The sequence below is a fragment of the Streptomyces sp. NBC_00873 genome, assembly GCF_045207415.1.
In the GTDB taxonomy this organism is placed as follows: Bacteria; Actinomycetota; Actinomycetes; order Streptomycetales; family Streptomycetaceae; genus Streptomyces.
Genome location: NZ_CP108803.1, coordinates 6,743,712 through 6,766,700, shown reverse-complemented (window position 1 = coordinate 6,766,700; position 22,989 = coordinate 6,743,712). Strand labels below are relative to the sequence as shown.

At 70.3% G+C, this 22,989-nt stretch carries 19 protein-coding genes; 4 read left to right on the top strand and 15 right to left on the bottom strand.

Translation table 11 applies throughout. The annotated features are described in order from the left end of the window. Window positions 1-4: 4 nt before the first annotated feature. The 15 genes from OH809_RS31225 to rsmH all read right to left on the bottom strand — a co-directional run bounded on the left by OH809_RS31225 (window position 5) and on the right by rsmH (window position 16,813). The gene (locus tag OH809_RS31225; RefSeq protein ID WP_037697102.1) at window positions 5-289 is read right to left on the bottom strand and encodes a YggT family protein; all 285 of its coding nucleotides are present in this window, start codon (window positions 287-289) and stop codon (window positions 5-7) included. Between the two features lie 70 nt (window positions 290-359). Further along, the gene (locus OH809_RS31220) at window positions 360-977 is read right to left on the bottom strand and encodes a cell division protein SepF (protein WP_030972886.1); all 618 of its coding nucleotides are present in this window, start codon (window positions 975-977) and stop codon (window positions 360-362) included. A 125-nt stretch (window positions 978-1,102) separates the two neighbouring features. Next, window positions 1,103-1,822 carry a YggS family pyridoxal phosphate-dependent enzyme gene (locus OH809_RS31215; RefSeq protein WP_406418607.1) on the bottom strand — a complete coding sequence of 240 codons (720 nt, stop codon included), beginning with the start codon at window positions 1,820-1,822 and terminating at the stop codon, window positions 1,103-1,105. A gap of 6 nt (window positions 1,823-1,828) precedes the next feature. Next, window positions 1,829-2,578, bottom strand: a complete 750-nt coding sequence (gene pgeF / locus OH809_RS31210; protein WP_406418609.1) for a peptidoglycan editing factor PgeF — start codon at window positions 2,576-2,578, stop codon at window positions 1,829-1,831. Continuing rightward, window positions 2,575-3,789: a cell division protein FtsZ gene (gene ftsZ, locus OH809_RS31205; RefSeq protein WP_406418611.1), complete on the bottom strand. Its 1,215-nt coding sequence runs from the start codon at window positions 3,787-3,789 to the stop codon at window positions 2,575-2,577. Before ftsZ ends, pgeF begins: the two co-directional genes overlap by 4 nt. Window positions 3,790-4,064: 275 nt before the next feature. After that, window positions 4,065-4,853 carry a cell division protein FtsQ/DivIB gene (locus OH809_RS31200; RefSeq protein ID WP_406418613.1) on the bottom strand — a complete coding sequence of 263 codons (789 nt, stop codon included), beginning with the start codon at window positions 4,851-4,853 and terminating at the stop codon, window positions 4,065-4,067. 50 nt (window positions 4,854-4,903) lie between these two features. Then, on the bottom strand, window positions 4,904-5,998 hold the full coding sequence (murG, locus tag OH809_RS31195) for an undecaprenyldiphospho-muramoylpentapeptide beta-N-acetylglucosaminyltransferase (protein ID WP_406418614.1): 1,095 nt from the start codon (window positions 5,996-5,998) through the stop codon (window positions 4,904-4,906). 6 nt (window positions 5,999-6,004) lie between these two features. Continuing rightward, window positions 6,005-7,450, bottom strand: coding sequence for a putative lipid II flippase FtsW (ftsW, locus tag OH809_RS31190; RefSeq protein WP_406515949.1), 1,446 nt, complete (start codon window positions 7,448-7,450; stop codon window positions 6,005-6,007). A 113-nt stretch (window positions 7,451-7,563) separates the two neighbouring features. Further along, complete coding sequence (gene murD / locus OH809_RS31185; RefSeq protein ID WP_406418618.1) at window positions 7,564-8,982, bottom strand: UDP-N-acetylmuramoyl-L-alanine--D-glutamate ligase; 1,419 nt, start codon at window positions 8,980-8,982, stop codon at window positions 7,564-7,566. Further along, a complete protein-coding gene (gene mraY, locus OH809_RS31180; protein WP_037697086.1) occupies window positions 8,979-10,049 on the bottom strand; it encodes a phospho-N-acetylmuramoyl-pentapeptide-transferase in 1,071 nt (356 codons plus the stop codon). Before mraY ends, murD begins: the two co-directional genes overlap by 4 nt. Then, on the bottom strand, window positions 10,046-11,452 hold the full coding sequence (murF, locus tag OH809_RS31175) for a UDP-N-acetylmuramoyl-tripeptide--D-alanyl-D-alanine ligase (protein ID WP_406418620.1): 1,407 nt from the start codon (window positions 11,450-11,452) through the stop codon (window positions 10,046-10,048). Before murF ends, mraY begins: the two co-directional genes overlap by 4 nt. Before the next feature lie 4 nt (window positions 11,453-11,456). Beyond that, entirely contained in the window at window positions 11,457-13,184 is a 1,728-nt protein-coding gene (locus tag OH809_RS31170) for a UDP-N-acetylmuramoyl-L-alanyl-D-glutamate--2,6-diaminopimelate ligase (protein ID WP_406515948.1), read from the bottom strand. Window positions 13,185-13,202: 18 nt separating this feature from the next. After that, window positions 13,203-15,203, bottom strand: a complete 2,001-nt coding sequence (locus OH809_RS31165) for a peptidoglycan D,D-transpeptidase FtsI family protein (protein ID WP_406418624.1) — start codon at window positions 15,201-15,203, stop codon at window positions 13,203-13,205. Between the two features lie 4 nt (window positions 15,204-15,207). Then, the gene (locus OH809_RS31160) at window positions 15,208-15,798 is read right to left on the bottom strand and encodes a septum formation initiator (RefSeq protein WP_406515947.1); all 591 of its coding nucleotides are present in this window, start codon (window positions 15,796-15,798) and stop codon (window positions 15,208-15,210) included. 49 nt (window positions 15,799-15,847) lie between these two features. Further along, the gene (rsmH, locus tag OH809_RS31155) at window positions 15,848-16,813 is read right to left on the bottom strand and encodes a 16S rRNA (cytosine(1402)-N(4))-methyltransferase RsmH (protein ID WP_406418628.1); all 966 of its coding nucleotides are present in this window, start codon (window positions 16,811-16,813) and stop codon (window positions 15,848-15,850) included. A gap of 381 nt (window positions 16,814-17,194) precedes the next feature. On the opposite strand from rsmH, the gene OH809_RS31150 reads away from it, so the two are divergent. The 4 genes from OH809_RS31150 to OH809_RS31135 all read left to right on the top strand — a co-directional run bounded on the left by OH809_RS31150 (window position 17,195) and on the right by OH809_RS31135 (window position 22,867). Continuing rightward, window positions 17,195-17,758, top strand: coding sequence for a beta-class carbonic anhydrase (locus OH809_RS31150; protein ID WP_406418630.1), 564 nt, complete (start codon window positions 17,195-17,197; stop codon window positions 17,756-17,758). Between the two features lie 240 nt (window positions 17,759-17,998). Then, window positions 17,999-19,051, top strand: a complete 1,053-nt coding sequence (locus tag OH809_RS31145; RefSeq protein WP_406418631.1) for an AAA family ATPase — start codon at window positions 17,999-18,001, stop codon at window positions 19,049-19,051. Then, complete coding sequence (locus OH809_RS31140) at window positions 19,051-20,433, top strand: DUF58 domain-containing protein (protein ID WP_406515946.1); 1,383 nt, start codon at window positions 19,051-19,053, stop codon at window positions 20,431-20,433. Before OH809_RS31145 ends, OH809_RS31140 begins: the two co-directional genes overlap by 1 nt. A gap of 16 nt (window positions 20,434-20,449) precedes the next feature. Beyond that, window positions 20,450-22,867 carry a DUF3488 and DUF4129 domain-containing transglutaminase family protein gene (locus OH809_RS31135; protein ID WP_406515945.1) on the top strand — a complete coding sequence of 806 codons (2,418 nt, stop codon included), beginning with the start codon at window positions 20,450-20,452 and terminating at the stop codon, window positions 22,865-22,867. Window positions 22,868-22,989 lie beyond the last annotated feature (122 nt).

Here is a 22,989-nt window from a genome sequence, read left to right as displayed (position 1 = left end):
TCGTTCACAGCCTGGTCACGATCGAGATCAGGATGTAAACGATGATCATCAGAACGAAGAAGGACAGGTCGAGTGCCACGCCCCCGAGACGCAGCGGCGGAATGAACCGCCGCAGAAGCTTGAGCGGTGGATCGGTGACAGTGTAGGTGGCCTCGAGAAGCACCACCATCGGCTTGCCGGGCTGCCATGAACGTGCGAACTGGAAGACGTAGTCCATGACCAGCCGGAAGATCAGCACGATGAGGAAACACATCAACGCGATATAGACAACCTGCAGTGCGACGCCCATTTCGCGCTTCCCTCTCCCCTGGCTCTCGTAGCTCCGGCCTTGCGGCCGGGTTGTTCCTGGTGTCGTGTTCTCAGCTCTGGTTGAAGAATCCGCCCTCAGCGATGCGGGCCTTGTCCTCCGCCGTGACATCGACGTTAGCAGGCGACAACAGGAACACCTTCTGCGTCACCCGTTCAATGCTGCCATGGAGACCGAAGACGAGTCCTGCGGCAAAGTCGACAAGTCGCTTCGCGTCCGTATCGTCCATCTCCGTGAGATTCATGATCACCGGAGTGCCCTCACGGAAGTGTTCCCCGATGGTACGGGCCTCGTTGTAGGTCCGGGGGTGCAACGTGGTGATGCGGTAGGGCTCCCGCTCGGACACAACCTTGGGCATGATCACCGGTGCGTTCTTCTCCATGTTCGGGCGTTCAGGTGTGATGGATGCCACGGGTGCAATCCGGGCGGGTCGCACGCTCTCCGCCGGGATCTGAACCGGCTCCCGCTGCGCGGGCGGCTGCACCACTCGTACCGGTTCGTCCCGCTCGCGGTCCCGCTCCACCTGATGCGCGGGCTGATGCCTCCGCCGGTCGCGCTCCGGCTCCGGCTCGGGTTCGAATTCGTCGTCGGGGTCGAACCCCGGGCCGTCGTACCCATCGTCCTCCACGAGGCCGAGGTAGACCGCCATCTTGCGCATCGCGCCGGCCATGCTCTGAGTCCTCCGCTCTGTGGTGGATCGGCATCTGTCACCAAGTGCCCGCGATCCACTCAGGCCTGCCCGCCATCGGCGGGAATGACCATATTTTCTGCTGTGGTCCGACTTGCTTGGCGACGTTACCGGAGCCCGGGTCGGACTCCGAGTACCGCGGTACCGACGCGTACATGTGTCGCTCCGGCCGCAATCGCCTCCTCGAGGTCCGCACTCATTCCGGCAGAGACCATGTTCGCAGCCGGATGGTTCCCGCGCAGGCGGGATGAGAATTCCATCAGCCGGTCGAATGCCGCCCGTTGCCGTCCCGCGTACGGTCCGGAGAGCGGTGCGACGGTCATCAGACCGTCGAGCCGGAGCCCCGGCGCCGCTTCCACCGCGGCAGCCAACTCCTCGATCCCGTCCGGCGCGACGCCGCCCCGGTCCCCGCGCTCGCCGCTCTCCGCGTCGAGTGCGACCTGGATGAGGCACCCGAGTTCGCGCCCGTCGCGCACCGCGGCGGCCGAGAGGGCCGTGACCAACTTGGCCCGGTCCACGGACTGCACGACATCGGCATAACTCGCAACAGAACGAACCTTATTCGTCTGCAGTTGTCCGACAAAGTGCCATGTGAGCGACAGATCCGCACAAGCGGCCGCCTTGGGTGCGGCGTCCTGGTCACGATTCTCCGCGACATGACGCACACCGAGTTCATGCAGGATCCGCACGTCGCTCGCGGGGTAGGTCTTCGTGACCACGATGAGGGTCACTTCTTCTCTTTTGCGACCGGCGGCGATACAGGCGGAAGCAATACGTTCCTCCACCTGTGCCAGATTTTCCGCGAGTTGAGTCCTACGATCCGTCATGCCCTATCAGTCCAACCAGACATATCCGGCGAGCCGCCCGGTGGTGCGGTCGCGGCGGTACGAGAAGTGGTCGCCCGATTCGAGGGTGCAGACCGGCGACGTGTGCCGGTCGCGCACCCCCAGGGCCTCGAGTTGGGCGTGAACTCCGGCGGTGACGTCCACGGCCGGTGTCCCCCAGCTCGTCTCGGACCACGATGCGGGAACGGCTTCGGCGACATCGGACCGCATCTCAGCCGGGACTTCGTAACACCGTCCGCAGACGGCCGGTCCGGTGTGCGCGGTGATCCGGGAGGTGTCCGCGCCGAGCCCGACCATGGCCTCGACGACGGCGGGGACGACTCCGGCGACCAGACCGGGGCGGCCCGCGTGTGCCGCCGCCGCGATCCCGGCGACCGGGTCGGCGAGAAGGACGGGGGTGCAGTCCGCGGTGAGAACGGCGAGCGGGAGTCCGCGTCGCGCGGTCACCACCGCGTCCGCCGCGGGGGCCTCCGCACGCTCTCCCCAGGGTCCGTCGACGACGGCCACGTCCCGCCCGTGCACCTGGTTCATCCAGACGACCCGCGCCGGATCGAGACCGAGACCCCGGGCGGCCGCCTCCCGGTTGGCGAGAACGGCTGCGGGCTGGTCGCCGACCGCGCCGCCGAGGTTGAGTTCCCCGTACGGAGCGGCGCTCACCCCGCCCCACCTGTCGGTGAAGGCGAAGTGAGCGCGATACCCCGATGACTCCGGGGTCACTGCGTGGTGCTGAGTTATCACTTCAAGAAGTCCGGGACATCCAGCTCTTCGGCCTGGGAGTCCTGGTAGGGACGGGCCGGCGGGACGTGCGGCGTCGAGACCGGCGACATCGGGATCTCGTTCGCCACCGGTACGGACTCGGCCGGGGCCTGGAGCTCCTCGCGCGGCGTGACGGAACCGAGTCCGCCCGTCTGGCGCACCGGCTCGGCGGCCCGGACCGGCGGCGCCGACTCCTCGCGCTTCCCGGCACCCGCACCCAGGACGTTCTCGCGACGGGCGGGCGGCTGCCCGCCGTCGAAGCCCGCGGCGATCACGGTGACCCGGACCTCATCTCCCAGTGCGTCGTCGATGACCGCACCGAAGATGATGTTCGCCTCGGGGTGTGCCGCCTCGCTCACCAGTTGGGCCGCCTCGTTGATCTCGAAGAGGCCGAGGTCGCTGCCGCCGGAGATGGAGAGCAGGACACCGCGGGCGCCGTCGATGGACGCCTCCAGGAGCGGCGAGGAGATCGCCATCTCCGCGGCGGCCACCGCCCGGTCGTCGCCGCGGGCCGAGCCGATGCCCATGAGTGCCGATCCGGCCTCGGACATGACCGACTTGACGTCGGCGAAGTCGAGGTTGATCAGACCCGGGGTGGTGATGAGGTCGGTGATGCCCTGGACACCCGAGAGCAGCACCTGGTCGGCCGACTTGAACGCGTCGAGCACGCTGACCTGGCGGTCCGAGATGGACAGCAGTCGGTCGTTGGGAATGACGATGAGGGTGTCGACCTCTTCGCGGAGCTCGGCGATGCCGTCCTCCGCCTGGTTCGCGCGACGCCGGCCCTCGAAGGTGAACGGGCGGGTGACCACGCCGATCGTCAGGGCGCCGAGCGAGCGCGCGATGTTGGCGACGACGGGTGCGCCGCCGGTGCCGGTGCCGCCGCCTTCTCCGGCGGTGACGAAGACCATGTCGGCCCCCTTGAGGACCTCCTCGATCTCCTCACGGTGGTCCTCTGCCGCCTTGCGACCGACGGCCGGGTTCGCCCCGGCGCCGAGGCCACGGGTGAGTTCACGGCCGACGTCGAGCTTGACGTCGGCGTCGCTCATCAACAGGGCTTGCGCATCAGTGTTGATCGCGATGAACTCGACGCCCTTGAGACCGACCTCGATCATTCGGTTGATGGCATTGACACCACCGCCGCCGACACCGATGACCTTGATGACTGCGAGGTAGTTCTGCGGTGCTGCCACGTCGAAGGCCTCTCGCCTCGATTTACGTGTCGTCGCTTCGCGGTAGTCCCGCCGCGACGACGGATGCCGATTGGGACGGTCCGACGCCGACCCAAACCCTAACGTTGAAGTTTAGGGTTACCAGTGTGTCTGCTTCTTGGACTCTTCCGAACAGGACACTAAGTCGACAAGTGGCGCACGTTCAACGAACACGCCGAACCTCCCGTTTTTCTTTTCACCCTATGTGATCACCCGTAGCGCTGACCAACCAGGGTGCTGGCCAGGACAAATGCGTGTCAACCACCCGAGACGGCGGGAGCGGTGGGTGCACTCACGTCGAAGTGTCCCGCTTTGGGAGCCGCTTTCATGAGAGCGGTGAGAACTCTTGCCTTCACCGGCCCCTCCTCGCCGCTACCCCAGACCACCGTACGACCCCCGGTCAGTCGCAGGGAGATCGAGTCGTACGAAGTGACCCGTACGACCTGGGTGTCGTTGGCGACTGCGCGGGGAAGTCCGCCCGCGACCCGGACCGCTTCCCGCACCAGCCGGCCACTGCCGAAGCGGCGCAGGCTGGCTGACTGATCGGGTGTCAATTCCAGCAGGGGTACGCGCCCGGGCGCTTTGTCCACCGTGGCGAAGCGGACGCCTTTTGCGTCCACTTCAATGAACTTTGCGCCCTTCTTCACCAACAGGACCGGCTGTCGTTCGGTCACTTTAAGTCCGATTTCGTGCGGCCATGACCGTACGACATCCACCGAGTCGATACGAGGCAACTTCTGGCGCAACCGGGCGGCCATGGCGCCCGTGTCCACGGAGATCAGCGGGGCGCCGATCGGCACCGCCGCGGCGGACTCCACCTCCGCGGAGGTCAGCACGTCGACACCGGTGGTCCTGACCTGTTCCACCCGGAACCAGGACGAGCCGTAGAGCGCCCAGACGACGCCCGAGGCGAGCAGCAGGGCGGCGACGGCGATCACGAGCAGCAGTCTGCGGCTGGGCCGTCTGCGCCCGGTGGGGCGCGACGGGCGGGCCGGGTTGTCCGTCTGCTGCCCTGCACCGCGCTGGGCGGTCGTCGGTCCGGCCACGCTCGCTCCTTATGCCGGATCCAGGGGCACCGCCCCCGGACCCGTCCGCCTCACGCGTTGCGGCGTGCGGCAATCGCCTCGTACACCATGCCGACGAGCAGGTCGTCGGCGTCCCGGCGGCCGAACTCGGCGGCGGCGCGGGACATCTCGTACAACCGGTGCGGATCCGCAAGCACCGGCAGGACGTTGCCCTGCACCCACTCGGGGGTGAGCGCCGCGTCGTCCACCAGCAGACCGCCGCCGGCGTTGACCACCGGCTGGGCGTTGAGCCGCTGTTCGCCGTTGCCGATGGGCAGCGGGACGTAGGCGGCGGGGAGCCCGACGGCGGAGAGTTCGGCGACGGTCATCGCGCCCGCGCGGCAGAGCATCATGTCGGCAGCGGCGTACGCGAGATCCATCCGGTCCACGTACGGTACCGGGATGTAGGGCGGCATCCCGGGCATGTTGTCGATGCGCGGCAATTCGTTCTTCGGGCCGACCACATGCAGGATCTGGATCCCGGAACGCTGCAGCAGCGGGGCGACCCGCTGGACCACCTCGTTGAGATGGCGGGCGCCCTGCGAGCCGCCGGAGACCAGCAGCGTGGGCAGGTTGGGGTCGAGACCGAAGGCCTCGCGCGCCTCCGGGCGGACCCGGGCCCGGTCCAGGGTGGCGATGGTGCGGCGCAGCGGGATGCCGATGTAGCGGGCACCGCGCAGCTTGCTGTCAGGGGTGGAGACGGCGACCCCGTGCGCGTACCGCGAACCGATCTTGTTGGCCAGTCCCGGCCGCGCGTTGGCCTCGTGGACCACGATCGGCACCCCGGCCCGCTTGGCGGCGAGGTAGCCGGGCAGGGCGACATAGCCGCCGAAGCCGACCACGCAGTCCGCATGGGTGCGTTCCAGGATCTGCTCGGCGGCCTTGATGGTGCCGCGCAGCCGTCCCGGGACGGTGATCAGTTCGGGGGTGGGTTTGCGGGGCAGCGGCACGGCCGGGATCAGCGCCAGTTCGTACCCCCGCTCGGGTACGAGCCTGGTCTCGAGTCCGCGCTCCGTGCCGAGGGCAGTGATTCCCACGCTCGGGTCCTGCCTGCGCAGGGCATCCGCGAGGGCAAGCGCGGGCTCGATGTGGCCGGCGGTCCCCCCGCCGGCGAGTACGACATGCACCGAAATTCACCGCTCTCCGGACGGACGCTTCTTGCCGCGCCGTCTCATCGTCTTCCATCTCACCCCGGGCCTCCGCATGGCCAGGGCCGCCTTCGCAGCAGGCTCCTCACGCGCGAACGCGATCAGTAGCCCCACCGCGAACATGGTCGGCAGCAGGGCCGATCCCCCGTAGGAGAACAGCGGGAGCGGGACCCCGGCGATCGGCAGCAGGCCGAGCACCGCACCGATGTTGATCACGGCCTGAACCGTGATCCAGGTGGTCACACCTCCCGCGGCGTACCTCACGAAGGGGTCCTCCGTGCGTCCGGCCACGCGGATACCCGCATAGCCTAGAGCCGCGAAGAGGGCGAGTACCGACAGCGTCCCCGCCAACCCCAGTTCCTCCCCGGTGATGGCGAAGATGAAGTCGGTGTGCGGTTCGGGCAGTTGGCCCCATTTTTCCACACTCGCACCCAGCCCGGATCCGAACCATCCACCGGATGCCAGAGCATAGATGCCGTGCACGGCCTGCCAGCACGAGCCGTCGGGTCCGGGTTCGCTCACGCCCATGCAACTGAGCCGGGACATCCGGTTCGGACTGGTCTTGATCAGCAGGAAGGCCAGCACGCCCGCGACGGCGAGCACCCCGCCGAACAGCCGGGTGGGTGCCCCGGCCAGCCAGAGCAGGCCGAACAGGATTGCGGTGAGAATGATCGCAGTTCCCATGTCGCCGCCGAGCATGATCAGCCCGAGGAGCATGAAGGCGACCGGGACGAGCGGCACCAGCATGTGTTTCCACTGCGTCAGCAGCCGCTTGTCCTGTTTGCGGGCGAGCAGGTCGGCGCCCCAGAGGATCAGGGCGAGCTTGCCGAACTCACTGGGCTGGAGCTGGAAGGGGCCGCCCAGGTAGAGCCAGTTCTGGTTGCCGTTGACCGACATCCCTATCCCCGGCACCTGGACCAGCACCATCAGGAAGACTGTACCCATGAGCAGCGGGTAGGCGAGCGCCCGGTGGAGCTTGACGGGCATCCGGGAAGCCGTGATCAGCAGTCCGGAGCCGATGAGGGCGGCGAGGAACTGCTTGCGGAAGAAGTACGTGCCGGGCTTCGACAGCTCGAGCGCCTTGATCATCGAGGCGGAGTAGACCATCACAAGACCGAGCACGGTGATCAGCAGCCCAGCGCCGAGGATCAGGTAGTACGCCGTCAGCGGGCGGTCCCAGGCCCGGCGCGCCTGCTCGTACAGCCGCCGCACACCGCCGCCACGGGGCACGCGGGGGCCGGAGCCGGAGCCGCTGCGGCCCCTGGAGCGCGGTACGGCGGGCTGCCGGGTGCCCGCCAGTCTGCCGCGCAGGGCGAGGCCGCCGGGCACCGGGGGTCCGGCCAGGAAGGGTGGGGCGAGCACCCGGCTGGTCCTCGTGGCCTCCCGTGGGCGGCCCTTGCCGTGCGCGGCGGAGCTCTCGTCGGCCGGCATTGTCGCTGTCCCCTCCACTGCTCGTGCCCGGGGCTGCTGCCGAGGGCCAGGGCGTGCGGCGGAGCCGCCCGAACCCGGTTGTCCGGGACAGTACGGCGCGGTGGCCGGGCCCGTCAGGCGCTCTCGTCGGCGAGTGCGCGGACCGCGTCCGCGAATGCCTCGCCCCGCTTGTTGTAATTGGCGAACATGTCCATCGAAGCGCAGGCCGGGGCCATCAGTACGGTGTCTCCCGGCCGGGCGAGCCGTGCCGCCTCGCGGACCGCCTCGGACATCGCCCCAGTGTCGGTCCGGTCGAGGTCGACGACCGGGACCTCGGGGGCGTGTCGCGCGAGGGCTTCGCGGATCAGCGCCCGGTCACTGCCCATCAGTACGACGCCCCGCAGCCGCTTGGCGGCGCCGGTCACCAGCTCGTCGAACGTGGCGCCCTTGGCGAGGCCGCCGGCGATCCAGACGATCGGGTCATAGGCCGCGAGGGAAGCCTCCGCGGCATGGGTGTTGGTGGCCTTGGAGTCGTCGATGTACGCCACCGATGCGACGTCCGCGACGTGTTCGATGCGGTGCGCGTCGGGGCGGAAGGCCCGCAGACCGTCCCGTACCGCCCTGGGTTCGACGCCGAAGGCGCGGGCCAGGGCCGCGGCCGCCAGGGCGTTGGCGATGTTGTGCGGGGCGGACGGGTTGATGTCCGCGACCTCGGCGAGCTCCTGGGCCTGTTTCTGCCGGTTGGCCACGAAGGCGCGGTCGACGAGGATGCCGTCGACGACGCCCAGCTGGGACGGGCCCGGGGTGCCGAGGGTGAAGCCGATGGCGCGGCAGCCCTCCTCGACGTCCGCCCCGCGGACCAGGTCCTCGGTGGCCGGGTCGGCCGCGTTGTAGACGCAGGCGATCCGGTTGCCCTCGTAGATCCGGCCCTTGTCCGCGACGTACGCCTCCATGGAGCCGTGCCAGTCGAGATGGTCCGGGGCCAGGTTGAGAACGGCCGCGGAGTGGGCGCGCAGCGAGGGCGCCCAGTGCAGCTGGTAGCTGGAGAGCTCGACGGCGAGTACGTCGTAGGGCTCCTCGCCGAGGACGGCGTCGAGGAGGGAGACGCCGATGTTGCCGACGGCGGCGGTGCGCAGCCCGGCCGCCTCCAGGATCGAGGCGAGCATCCGGACGGTCGTGGTCTTGCCGTTCGTGCCGGTGACCGCGAGCCAGGGAGCCGCATCGGGACCGCGCAGCCGCCAGGCGAGCTCGACGTCGCCCCAGACCGGGACGCCCGCCTCGGCGGCTGCTGCGAAGAGCGGCTTGTCCGGCTTCCAGCCGGGGGTGGTGACGATGAGCTCGGTGGACTCGGGCAGGGTCGCCCCGTCGCCGAGGCGCACGGTGATGCCTTGCGCCTCCAGCTCTGCGGCCTGCGCACGGGAACGCTCGTCGTCCCCGTCGTTGACCACCGTGACAACGGCGCCGAGGCCGTGCAGGACACGGGCAGCGGGGATCCCGCTGACACCGAGCCCGGCGACGGTGACGTGCTTGCCCTGCCAGTCCTGGTTGCTCACTTGGCGGCTGCCCACCCTGCGTAGAAGAGACCGAGTCCGACGATCACGCACATGCCCTGGATGATCCAGAAGCGGACCACGACAAGGACTTCGGACCAGCCCTTGAGTTCGAAGTGGTGCTGGAGCGGCGCCATCCGGAAGACCCGCTTGCCGGTCATCTTGAAGGAGCCGACCTGGATGACCACGGACATGGTGATCATCACGAAGAGGCCGCCGAGGATGGCCATCAGGAACTCGGTGCGGGAGCAGATCGCGAGACCGGCGAGCGCACCGCCGAGTGCCAGCGAACCGGTGTCGCCCATGAAGATCTTGGCGGGCGAGGTGTTCCACCACAGGAAGCCGAAGCAGGCGCCCATCAGCGCGGAGGCGACGACCGCGAGGTCGAGCGGGTCGCGTACCTCGAAGCAGGCGTTGGGGTTGGTCAGGGAGACCGCGTTGGCGCAGGACTCCTGGAACTGCCACAGCCCGATGAACGTGTACGCGCCGAAGACCATCACCGACGCGCCGGTGGCCAGACCGTCCAGACCGTCCGTCAGGTTCACGCCGTTGGACATGGCGAGAATCATGAACAGAGCCCAGACGACGAACAGCACCGGGCCGATCGACCAGCCGAAGTCCGTGACGAACGACAGCCTGGTGGAGGCCGGGGTGTTGCCGCGGCCGTCGGCGAACTGGAGCGACAGCACCGCGAAGGCGATACCGACGATCAGCTGGCCGGCCATCTTCGCCTTGGCCCGCAGACCGAGCGAACGCTGCTTGACGATCTTGATGTAGTCGTCGAGGAACCCGACGAGGCCCATCCCGGTCATCAGGAAGAGGACCAGCAGACCGGAGAAGCGCATCTCCTCGCCGGTGATCACCTTCGCCAGGAAGTAGGCCATCAGCGTGGCCAGGATGAAGGCGATGCCGCCCATGGTGGGCGTGCCCTTCTTGCTGCCGTGGCTGCGCGGGCCGTCGTCACGGATGAACTGCCCGTATCCCTTGCGGGCCAGGAGCTTGATGAGCAGCGGGGTACCGACCAGGGTCAGGAAGAGCCCGATGGCCCCCGCGAAGAGGATCTGCCTCATCGGCCGGTGACCTCGCCCTCGGTCGAGTTCTCCAGCAGTGCCTGGGCGACCCGTTCCAGGCCGGCCGACCGGGACGCCTTCACCAGCACGACGTCTCCCGCGCGCAGTTCACTGCGCAACAGGTCGACGGCCGCCTGTGCGTCGGACACGTGCACCGACTCCTCACCCCACGAACCCTCGTTGTATGCGCCCAGTTGCAGCCAGGAGGCTTCTCTGCCCCCGACCGCGACGAGCTTGCTGACGTTGAGCCGGACGGCGAGCCGTCCGACCGCGTCGTGCTCGGCGAGCGAGGCGTCGCCGAGCTCGGCCATAGGGCCGAGCACCGCCCACGTACGCCGCCCCTTCCCCATGGCGGCCAGCGCGCGCAGCGCTGCTCGCATGGATTCGGGGTTCGCGTTGTAGGCGTCATTGACGAACGTCACGCCGTCCGGACGCTCGGTGACCTCCATGCGCCAGCGGGAGAGGGTGCCCGCCTCGGAGAGCGCAACGGCGATCTCGTCTGGGGGCAGGCCCAACTCATGGGCGACGGCGGCCGCGGCGAGCGCGTTCGACACGTGATGCTCACCGTACAGGCGCATGGTCACATCGCTGCACCCGGTGGGTGTGTGGAGCGTGAAAGCGGGGCGGCCGTCGTCGGTGAGACGGACCTTCTCTCCCCGTACGTCCGCATCCGCGGCTTCGCCGAAGAGCAGAACACGGGCCTTCGTACGGGAGGACATGGCGAGGACGAGCGGGTCGTCGGCGTTGAGGACGGCGACTCCGTCCTCCGGGAGCGCCTCGACCATCTCGCCCTTGGCGATCGCGATCTGCTCGCGGCCGCCGAACTCACCGATGTGCGCGGTGCCGACGTTGAGGACGAGGCCGATCCGCGGCGGGACCAGGCCGGTGAGGTAGCGGATGTCGCCGATGTAGCGGGCACCCATTTCGAGGACCAGGTGCTCGGTCTTCTCGGTGGCGCGCAGGGCGGTGAGCGGCAGGCCGATCTCGTTGTTGAGGTTGCCCGCGGGGAAGACGGTGGGGCCCTTGCGCTCCAGGAGCTGGGCGATCAGGTCCTTGGTGGAGGTCTTGCCCGCGGAGCCGGTGAGGGCGACGACAGTGGTGCCGAGGCGTTCGACGACGGTGCGGGCGAGGGTGCCGAGCGCGGCCATGACGTCGTCGACGACGATCGCCGGAACACCGACGGGGCGCGCGGCGAGTACGGCTGCCGCGCCCGCCTCGACGGCGCGCTGCGCGTAGTCGTGGCCGTCGACCCGCTCGCCGGCGAAGGCGACGAACAGGCTGCCTTGCTGAACCTCTCGGGAGTCGATGACGACGGGCCCGCTGACGGTCACTGCCGGATCCGGTATGTCGTACGACTGCCCGCCGACAATTTCGGCGATCTCGGCGAGGGTAAGGGCGATCACTTGGTCATCCCTGACTGTTGTTCTCGTGGGTGTGGGCGAGCTCCGGGGCGTTCTCGGCGCTCCCGTGCCCCAGGGACCGTGCGATGGCCGCGCGCAGCACCGTACGGTCGTCGAAGGGGCGTACCACCCCGTGGATGTCCTGGCCCTGTTCGTGCCCCTTGCCGGCGATCAGCACGGTGTCGCCGGGCCGGGCGCGGGCGACGGCGGCGGCGACGGCGGCGGCCCGGTCGGCGTCGACGAGGACGTCGCCGCGCTCGTGTGCGGGTACCTCGGCGGCGCCCGAGAGCATCGCGGCGAGGATGGCCAGGGGGTCCTCGGAGCGGGGGTTGTCGGAGGTCAGTACGGCGGTGTCGGCGAGGCGAGCCGCGGCGGCGCCCATCGGGCCGCGTTTCGTCGTGTCGCGGTCGCCACCGCAGCCGAGCACGATGTGCAGCTTGCCCTTGGTCACCTTGCGCAGCGAGCGCAGGACCGACTCGACGGCGTCGGTCTTGTGCGCGTAGTCGACGACCGCCAGGTACGGCTGGCCGGCGTCCACACGCTCCAGTCGGCCCGGGACGCCGGGGACAGCGGCGACGCCGTCGGCCGCGGTCTGGGGGTCGACGCCCGCGACGGCGAGGGTGACGATCGCGGCGAGGGTGTTGGCGACGTTGAACGGGCCGGGCAACGGGGCTCTGGCCGTGATCCGTTCGTCCTTGGGACCGACGGCCGTGAAGGCGGAGCCCAGTGGTCCGACCTCGACGTCCTCGGCGCGCCAGTCGGCGTCCGGGTGGCCTTCGGCGGAGAAGGTGACGACCGGGACGGTTGCCTCCGTGACCAGCCTGCGGCCGTACTCGTCGTCGAAGTTGACGACGCCCTGCCGGCTCCGCTGCGGGGTGAACAGCTTCGCCTTGGCCTGGAAGTAGTCCTCCATGCCGGAGTGGAACTCCATGTGCTCCGGGCTGAGGTTGTTGAAGACGGCAACGTCGAAGACGCAGCCGTCGACGCGGCCGAGTACCAGGGCGTGGCTGGAGACCTCCATGGTGACCGCGTCGACGCCGCGCTCGCGCATGACGGCGAAAAGGGCCTGGAGATCGGTGGCTTCGGGGGTGGTGCGCTCGGACTTGATGCGCTCGTCACCGATCCGCGTCTCGACGGTGCCGATCAGGCCGGTGCTGCGTCCGGCGCCACGGAAGCCGCCCTCGACCAGGTACGCGGTGGTGGTCTTCCCGGACGTCCCGGTGATCCCGATCTGGAGGAGGTCGGCGCCGGGCCGCCCGTAGATCTCGGCGGCGAGTTCGCCCATCCGGTCGCGCGGGTTCTCGGTCACCAGCACCGGCAGCCCTGTCGCGGCGGCGCGCCCGGCGCCCGCCGGGTCGGTGAGAACCGCTGCCGCGCCGAGGCCGGCCGCCTGGGCGACGAAGTCGGCGCCGTGCAGCCGGGCGCCGGGCAGCGCCGCGTACACATCGCCGGGCCGTACCGCCCGGGAGTCGTGGGTGATGCCGGTGACCTCACCGGATCCCGGCGGCTCGGCTCCCAGCCGGGCTGCCAGTTCACCGAGGGGGGTCGGCCGCAGCCGATCCGGGCGGGGCGCTCCCGGGTAGGTCACAGGGGCGTCCTTCGGGGAGGTTTGGGACTGTTCAGCGTGGGGCACGGCGGTGAGCGTACCGGGCGCACCCGGCGTCTCGCTAAGCGAGGGGGCAGGGTTGCGGTGGTTCCCGTTCCGGTTCCCGGGTTCGGGGGTGATGGTTGTCACTGGCTGGTTTCCCCGAGTTCACTCGCCGGGATTGAAGGACACCGGCAGCCGGGCTGACTCGCTGCCGGACGGTGGGGTCTGGAGCGTCTTCAGCGCGAACTCCATGACCTGCTTGTAGATGGGACCGCAGATCTGACCGCCGAAGTAGCTTCCCTTGGTGGGGTTCTGGATCGCGCAGTAGACGGTGATCTGCGGGTCGTCGGCGGGCGCGAAGCCCGCGAAGGACGCGGTGTAGCCGTGGTAGCCGCCGCGGACCGGGTCGACCCGGTTGGCCGTGCCGGTCTTGCCTGCGACCCGGTATCCGGGGATGCGGGCCTTGGTGCCGGTGCCCTCCTCGTCACCGACCACCGACTCCAGCATGCCCGCGAGTGATTTCGCGGTCCTCTTGCTGATCACCCGGGTCTGTTCGGGGGCGGCAGCGGGGGTGAAGCGGCCGTCCGCGCCCCTGGTTCCGCGGATCAGGGTGGGCTGGACCCGGACGCCGCCGTTGGCGATCGTCGAGTAGACCGAGGCGGCCTGCATGGCGTTGAGCGAGAGTCCCTGGCCGAACGGGATCGTGTACTGCTGCGAGGTCGACCAGTCCTGCGGCTCGGCGAGGATGCCGGGGGTCTCGCCCGGGTAGTTCAGCCCGGTCGGGCGGCCGATGCCGAATTTGCGCAGATACGAGTAGAGGACCTTGTTGGCCTTCGGCTGGGTCCTGCCGAGCTGCCCGGTGGCCAGGATGGTGCCGATGTTGCTGGACTTGGCGAGTACGCCGTTGAGCGTCAGGTACCAGGTGGCGTGGTCGATGTCGTCCTTGAAGAGCCGGTCGCCGCGGTGCAGCCGATTGGGGACGGTGACATGGGTGCCGGGGGTGGCCACCCCCTCCTCCAGCACGGCGGCCATGGACATGACCTTGCTGGTGGAGCCCGGTTCGTACACGTCCTGCAGCGCCGCGTTGCCCAGCGACGCCGCGTCGGCCTGCGAGAGGTCGTTGGGGTCGAATCCCGGGGCGTTGGCCATGGCAAGGACCTCGCCGGTCTTCGCGTTCTGCACGATCACATAGCCGCGGTCCGCCCTGGACTTCTTCACCTGGTCCGAGATGGCCTTCTGCGCGGCCCACTGGATGTCCCGGTCAATGGTCAGCTCGATGTCGGAACCCGCGACCGCCGGGACCTCGCTGGTGCCCGCGGTGGGCACCCGGCGGCCGCCGGACTGGGCGTACTTGATCTTGCCGTCCTCGCCCGCGAGCTCCTTGTCCAGCTGTGACTCGAGACCGCCCGCACCCTTGCCCTCGGCGTTGACGTAACCCAGTATCCCGGCGGCGAGCCCGCCATTGGGGTAGACCCGCTTGGTGGTCGTCTCCTGGAAGACACCGGCCAGCACATTGGCCCCGGTGCCGCCGTTCGCCCTGTCCTTCTGCGCCTTCTCGGCGAAAACGGACTTGAGGTCCTTGATCTGCTTCCAGACCTGCGGGGTCTGACGGCGGGCCAGCACCACGTACCGGCTCTTCGGCTTCGACAGCTTCTTCGTCAGCTCCTCTGCCTCGACGCCGAGGATGGGTGCGAGGAGGGCCGCGGCCTGCTCCGGTGCGTTCGGGGCCTTGCTGTCCTCGGGTGTGAACATCTTGGGGTCGGCGGTGATGTTGTACGCGTCGACGCTGGTGGCCAGGGCGATCCCGCTGCGGTCGGTGATCTCACCGCGCTCGGCGGCGACCGTGTACTCGAGGTAGCGGTTCTTGTCGGCCTTGGCCGCGTACGCACTGGCATCGACGGCCTGCACCTGCAGGAGCCGCACGACGAACGCCAGCATGACGAGCGTCAGCGCCAGGCTGACCAGGCGGAGCCGGGGGCGCGGGCTGCCCAGCCGCAGCGGGCGCGCCGATCCCTTGCGCGGAGCGCGGCGACCCCTTGCGCGGGGCGCGGCCGCGGCGGACGACGGGCGGCGGGCGGCGGGCCGGGGACGGCCGGAGCCGGCTACGGCGCTACGGGGACGCGCGGGGCCGGGGATCCGGCGGCGCGGTGGTTCCTTGGAGGGCACTGCGTCACCTGCCGGGGCTCGTCGAGGACTGGTTTGCCGGGGTGCGCGGCTGCGCGGGCGGGGCTGCGGAGGTGCTGGGCTTCGTCGCGGGCGGGGCTGTCGAGGTGCTGGGCTTCGTCACGGGCGCCGCCGACGGCGAGCCGGTGACCGGCGCTGCGGACGTGGGCGAGGCGGCGGGCGGCGGCGCCGCCTGCTGGGTGTGCCGGGGGGCTGCGGGGGTCGGCGGGGCGGTGGCCTCGGAGGGGACACCGCGGACCGTGCCGTCGGGTTCGAGGAAGGCGGGGCTGCCGCCGGGCACCATGCCCAGTTCGCGAGCGCGGCGCTCCAGTGCGTCGGGCTTCGAGTACCCGTCGACGTCGTGCTGGAGCGCCTGCTGCTCGTCGGTGAGCTCGGTGGTCCGCTTCTTCAGTTCGCTCAGCCTGAACGAACCTTCGTTGAGCGCGGAGTTCAGCAGCAGCAGGGTGATCAGTCCGCCGCCGAGGAGCAGCACGACCAGCAGGACGAAGGGCGTACGGGCCGCGTTGCTGGGCCCGGAGGGCATCAGCCGGGCGAGCCGCGCGGCCCGTCCCTTCAGCTGTCCGGCCGGTCCGCTCACCGCGCCACCTCGGGCTCTCCCGGTGCCGTGCCGGCCGGACCGGCCGCGCTCACCGCTCCTCCTCGCGGATCCGCTGGGCGCCGCGCAGCCGGGCGGGGGCGGCTCGCCGGTTCTCGGCGACCTCCTCCTCCGTGGGCAGTTCCGCGCCGCGGGTCAGCAGCTTGAGCCGGGGCTGGTAACGCTCGGGGACGACGGGCAGTCCGGGCGGCGCCGTGTTGGCGGCGCCCGCCGCGAACACGTGCTTGACCAGGCGGTCCTCCAGCGAGTGGTAGGAGAGAACCGCGATCCGGCCACCGACGGCGAGGGACTGCACCGCGGCCGGGATCGCCCGCTCCAGGACGGTGAGCTCGCCGTTGACCTCGATGCGCAGCGCCTGGAAGGTGCGCTTGGCCGGGTTGCCGCCGGTGCGCTTGGCGGCCTGCGGCAACGAGTCCCGGATCAGTTCGACGAGCCGGGCGCTGTTGCTGAACGGCTCCTTCTCGCGCTCGCGCACGATCGCGGAGACGATCCGCTTGGCCTGCTTCTCCTCGCCGTACGCGCGCAGGATCCGGACGAGCTCGCCGGGCGGGTAGGTGTTGAGCACCTCGGCCGCGCCGATGCCGGTCGTCTGGTCCATCCGCATGTCGAGCGGGGCGTCCTGGGCGTACGCGAATCCGCGGTCGGCCTCGTCCAGCTGCATGGAGGAGACACCGAGGTCGAACAGGATGCCCTGGACCTTGGGGATGCCGAGCCGGGCGAGCACCTCGGGCAGTTCGTCGTAGACGGCGTGCACCAGTGTGGCCCGGTCGCCGTACGGGGCGAGCCGCTCGCCGGAGAGCCGCAGCGCTTCCTTGTCCCGGTCCAGCGCGATCAGCCGGGCGGTCGGGAAGGCGGCGAGCAGCGCCTCGCTGTGGCCGCCGAGGCCGAGGGTGCAGTCGACGACCACGGGCTGCTGCGGGCCCGGCGCTTCCAGAGCCGGGGCCAACAGGTCCAGGCATCGCTGGAGCATCACCGGGACGTGTCGGGTCTGGCTCATGCGCCCTCTCAGGCTCAGGTCCCGTGTGGCTGCACGCAAGGCCTGGTCCCCGCCCGCTCGGGAGGGGAGGTCCACCGGCGCCGGGGAAGTGGCGTCAGCCGACCGGCGAGCGGGAGAGGGCCGGGCCCTACGTACGCCGCGCACACAGGGGAAATCTTCGGAATGTGCAGGGTGTCGGTAACTTCCGGTCACTTTAGTCCACCCTGCCATTCGATCGATTCCCGATCAATCAACGGGGCAGCGCGTCGCCCCGCCCTCTCCATCACCCGTTCGAGCGATTCGTTGTGAGGCTTGTGGGCTACCTCACAACAAGTCTCGTTGACGTTCTTTGTCCGCTCTCACAGCACGCCGGAGCGAACTGTGCGAGCTAACGTCGTACCCATGTCGACTTCCGCGCACCCCCACGCCGAGCTCTCCGCATCCGCTGCCGGTCAGGCCCGTACCGTCGGGACCGTCACCGACCACCTGGTCGAGGCGAACATCCGTTACGCGGCCGAGTTCGACGACCCCGGCATGGACGCGCGGCCGGTGCTGCAGGTCGCCGTGGTCGCCTGCATGGACGCCCGGCTCGACCTGCACGACGCGCTCGGCCTGGCGCTCGGCGACTGCCACACCATCCGCAACGCGGGCGGCGTGGTCACCGACGACGTGATCCGCTCGCTCACCATCAGCCAGCGAGCCCTCGGCACCCGCAGCGTCATCCTCATTCACCACACCAACTGCGGCCTCGAATCGATCACCGAGGAGTTCCGGCAGGAGCTGGAGGCGGAGGTCGGCCAGCGCCCGGTCTGGGCCGTGGAGGCCTACAAGGACGCGGATCAGGACGTACGGCAGTCCATGCAGCGCGTCCGCACCTCGCCGTTCCTGCTGCACACCGACGACGTCCGCGGCTTCGTCTTCGACGTGACCAGCGGATTGCTCCGCGAGATCCTTCCCGTCGCCTGACCCTGATTGCACGTCCGGCGGGTACTGAAAAGGGCCTGGACCCTGACATTTCGCATCCACTTGTCCACAGGCGAGTGACACGAAGCGGTAACGGCAACAAGAATGCGGGTGTGACACCCACCGGACCTGTCCGGAGGGTGTCCGTACATCGGGGTGGGCCGGGCCGACTACAGCGCATCGGCCCGTGAATGGGGTACCCCCTGCTCCTTGAGAGCGCGGGGCAGGGCCGAGGAGGGCCGGGTGACGACCTATGACGATCGAGCGAGCCTCACAGATCTGACCGCCACAGCGGAGCGGGTGCGCAGGTCGGTGGAGAGTGTCATCGAAGGCAAGCCTGAGGTCGTACGGCTTTCGCTGACCGTGCTGCTCGCGGAGGGGCATCTCCTCATCGAGGACGTCCCCGGGGTCGGCAAGACGATGCTGGCCAAGGCGCTCGCGCGGTCGATCGACTGCTCGGTGCGACGCATCCAGTTCACGCCGGACCTGCTGCCTTCGGACATCACCGGCGTGTCGATCTTCGACCAGCAGCGGCGCGACTTCGAATTCAAGCCGGGCGCGATCTTCGCCCAGATCGTGATCGGCGACGAGATCAACCGCGCCTCGCCGAAGACCCAGTCCGCTCTGCTGGAGTCGATGGAGGAGCGCCAGGTCACCATCGACGGGCACAGTTACGAACTGCCGGACCCGTTCATGGTGGTGGCCACCCAGAACCCGGTCGAGATGGAGGGCACCTATCCGCTGCCCGAGGCCCAGCGCGACCGGTTCATGGCCCGGGTGTCGATCGGCTACCCCAGCGCGGAGGCCGAACTGCAGATGCTCGATGTGCACGGCGGGATCTCGCCGCTCGACGATCTGCAGCCGGTGGCCCACGCCCACGACATCGTGAAGCTGATCGAAGCCGTGCGAACGGTCCATGTGGCCGATTCGGTGCGGCGGTACGCGGTGGAGCTGGTCGGCGCGACCCGCAGCCACCCGGATCTCAGACTCGGCGCCTCGCCGCGCGCCACCCTGCATCTGCTGCGAGCCGCCAAGGCGTCCGCGGCACTGACCGGGCGGGACTACTGTCTGCCGGACGATGTGCAGGCGCTGGCCGTCCCGGTGCTCGCGCACCGGTTGCTGCCCACCGCGCAGGCCCAGCTGAACCGCCGCACCGCGGAGCAGGTCGTGCTGGAGATCCTCCAGCAGACGCCGGTGCCGACCGCGGCCGGCGATACGTCGGTCCCGGCGCCGCAGCACCAGCCGGGCCGGCCGGTGTACGGCCGGCAGCAGCCGCCCGGCGCACGGCGGGCGTGATGACAGCCGGGGGGTCCGCCCCGATGGAGGACGGCGACGGCAAAGGCGGTCTGCGGGCCGCGCTGGGCGGACTGACCACGCGTGGGCGGTCCTTCCTCGCTGCCGGAATCGCGGCCGCGATCTGCGCGTATGTGCTGGGCCAGGGTGATCTGCTGCGTGTCGGGCTGCTGCTCACCGTGCTCCCGCTGGTCTGTGTGACGGTGCTCCTCCGCACCCGCTACCGCGTCGCGGGCACCCGGCGGCTCTCCCCGTCCCGAGTGCCCGCGGGCACCGAGGCACGGGTGCATCTGCGGATGGAGAACGTGTCCCGGCTGCCCACCGGGCTGCTGATGCTGCAGGACCGGGTGCCCTATGTCCTCGGGCCGCGCCCCCGGTTCGTCCTGGACCGGGTGGAGGCGGGCGGCCGGCGCGAGGTGTCCTACCGGGTCCGGTCGGATCTGCGCGGGCGGTATCCGCTCGGGCCGCTGCAGCTGCGGCTGAGCGATCCGTTCGGGATGTGCGAGCTGACCCGTTCGTTCAGTGCGTACGACACCCTGGTCGTCGTCCCGCGGACCCAGCCGCTGCCGCCGGTGCGGCTGTCGGGCGAGGCGTCCGGGTACGGCGAGGGGCGGCAGCGCTCACTCGCCCTGGCCGGTGAGGACGACGTGATTCCGCGCGGCTACCGGCACGGCGACGACCTGCGCCGGGTCCATTGGCGCTCCACCGCGCGTTACGGCGAACTGATGGTGCGCCGCGAGGAGCAGCCCCAGCGGGCCAGGTGCACGGTGCTGCTGGACACCCGGCGGATCGCCTATCAGGGGACCGGGCCCGACTCGCCCTTCGAGTGGGCGGTGTCGGGGGCGGCGTCCGCGCTGGTGCACATGCTGGAGCGGGGCTTCGCGGTGCGGCTGCTGACCGACGACGGCAGTTCGGTGCCGGGCGAGGGCGAGGGCGGCTTCGCCGGATCGACCCAGGAGTCCGCCGACTCCGCGGGACTGATGATGGACACCCTCGCAGTTGTCGACCACTCGGACGGAGGCGGTCTGTCGCGCGCGTACGACGTACTGCGCGGCGGCAACGAAGGGGTGCTGGTCGCGTTCCTCGGCGATCTGGACGACGAGCAGACGGCGGTGGCTGCCCGAATGCGGCAGCGCAGCGGCGGCGCCGTCGCGTTCGTCCTGGACAGTGCCGCCTGGATGCACGGCAGCGCGTCCGACGCGGTGCTCGCAGCGTCCGAGGAGCGCCTGCGACTGCTGCGCGAGTCGGGCTGGACAGCGGTCGCGGTGGGGCCGGGGGCGGATCTCGCCCCGCTGTGGCAGCAGGCGGGACAGCAGAGCTCCGTGACGCAGTCCGCGCTGTCGGGCGGCGCACCGGGCGGCACGACAGGTTTCACCGGTGGATAGTCATGAGGGGACGGTCATGAGCGGACGCGGTCGGCTGGCGCTGTGCGCCTTTGCGGCGACGCTGTTGGCGGCGGGTTCGATGCTGCCGCTGGTCGACCCGACCGGATGGATCCTGCAGGCCGCGGTCCTGCTGGCGATCCAGAGCGGGGTGGGCGCGCTCGCCCGCCGGGTGCCGCTGCCGCGGCTGCTGATCGTCGCGGCACAGTTCCTGGTCACCCTGGTGCTGCTGACCGCGGTGTTCGCACGGGAGCAGGCAGTGGTCGGCTTCCTGCCGGGCCCCGAGGCCGTACGGCACCTGGCGGACCTGCTGCGGGCGGGCGCGGACGATGTGGGGCAGTACGCCATCCCGGCGCCCGCGACGGCGGGCATCCGGCTGATGCTGGTCGGCGGTGTACTGCTGATCGGTCTGGCCGTGGACACCCTCGCGGTGACGTTTCGCAGCGCGGCCCCTGCCGGACTGCCGCTCCTGGCGCTCTACTCGGTCGCCGCGGGACTGTCCGGCGGCGGCGGCGCGGGCTGGCTCTGGTTCCTGCTCGCCGCCTGCGGCTATCTGCTGCTCCTGCTGGCCGAGGGCCGGGACCGGATCTCCCAGTGGGGGCGGGTCTTCGGCGGCGCGGGACGGTCACCGAGCGGTGGGGCGGCCGGCCTCGACGTGTCGGGCGGCCGGGCGCTCGCCCCGGTCCGCACCGGGCGGCGGATCGGTGCGCTGGCGCTGGGCATCGCACTGGCCGTGCCGGCGGCCCTGCCCGCTCTCGACGGCGGGTTCCTCGCAGGGACCGGCAGCGGGAACGGCAAGGGCGGTGGCGGTGGCGGTGGCACGGTCTCCGCGGTGAACCCGCTGGTCTCGCTGCAGAACAATCTGAACCAGCCGGAGAACCGGGAGGTGATGTCGTACCGCACCAATTCCCGGAACCCGCAGGACTTCTATCTGCGGATCCTGGCGCTGGACCAGTTCAACGGGAGCGAGTGGCGGGCCTCCCGGCGCAGCCTGAAGGACGTGCCGAAGCGGATCCCGGGGCCGGACGGCCTGAGTCCGGATGTCGCTGTCACGGAGATCCGGTCGAACATCTCCTCCTCCCGCTCCTACCGGCAGAGCTATCTGCCGCTCCCCTACCCCGCGACCGAGGTGAGGATCGGCGGGCGCTGGCGGTACGAACCGGCGGGGCGCACCCTCGTCGGCGACCGCGGCCAGACGACCAGCGGTGCGCGTTACGAGGTGTCGAGCCTGGTCGTGCAGCCGACCGCGGACCAGCTCGCCGCGGCTCCCGACGCGCCCTCCAAGGTGCTGCGGGAGTACACCAAGGTGCCGGGCTCGCTGCCGGAGGTGGTCAAGAAGACGGCGGACCGGGTGACGAAGGGCGCCGTCAACGACTACGAGCGAGCGGTGAAGCTGCAGAACTACTTCGCCTCGGAGGGCGGCTTCAGCTACGACACCGCAGTGACCTCCGGCACCGGCTCGGCCGCGATCGGCCGGTTCCTGAAGGACAAGAGGGGCTTCTGCGTCCACTTCTCGTTCACGATGGCCGCGATGGCGCGGACGCTGGGCATTCCGGCCCGCGTCGCGGTGGGCTTCACTCCCGGCACCGTGCAGTCGAACGGTGCGGTGTCGGTGGGGCTGCGCGATGCGCACGCCTGGCCCGAGCTGTATTTCGAGGGCGTCGGATGGACCCGGTTCGAGCCGACCCCGACGCGTGGCAGCGCGCCCGGCTATACCCGGCCGGACGCCCCGGCGGGCGGCGCAGCCGACCCGAGCCTGCCGGAGCAGGACGCCTCGGCGGCGCCGTCCGCCGCACCGTCCGCCTCGGAGAGCTGCCCTGTGCAGCTGCGCAAGCTGGGCGACTGCGGCAACGCGGTGGCGTCGGCCACCGCGGGTCCGACGGACTCGGGGACCCCGACGAGCACCGTTGTCTGGGTGGCTCTGGCCTCGCTGGTGGTCGTCACGCTGCCGTTGCTGCCAATGCTGTGGCGGGTACGGGTGCGTAAGCGGAGGCTGGCGTCGTCCGCCGGGCGCACGCCGGCCGATGTGACGGCCAGAACGCTGGCGGCCTGGCTGGAGATCATCGATTCGGCGTGGGACCACGGCGTCGAGCCGGACGGCTCACAGACCCCGCGGAAAACGGCGGCCCGGGTGGTCCGGCTGGGCCGGCTGGACACGGAGGCGGCGGCCGCTGTGCACCGGGTGGCGGGGGCGGTGGAGCAGGTGCTCTACGCCCCGCAGCCCCGGGCGGGCGCCGGGTTCGCCGAGGACGTGGAGACGGTGCGGAACAGCTTGCGGATCTCCGCCGACCGCTTCACCCGGATCCGGGCGGTCGTGGCACCGCGCTCGGCCATTCGGGTGATGGACGCGCTCTCGGAACGCCGATCGGTTTTCACCGGCAGGTGGGCTGCCCGGTGGGGCGGTTGGCCGCGGTGGCCGTCCCGGCAGCAGAGCTGAGGCATGGCGCGCGGCCTCCGGCTGCGCCGTGTCCTGGAGCCCCCATGGCCTCAAGGCGCCTCAAGGGCATGAGGGGGATCCCTTCGACGGGCTTGATTTCGGGGGCCCGTCCGGCGGCCGCG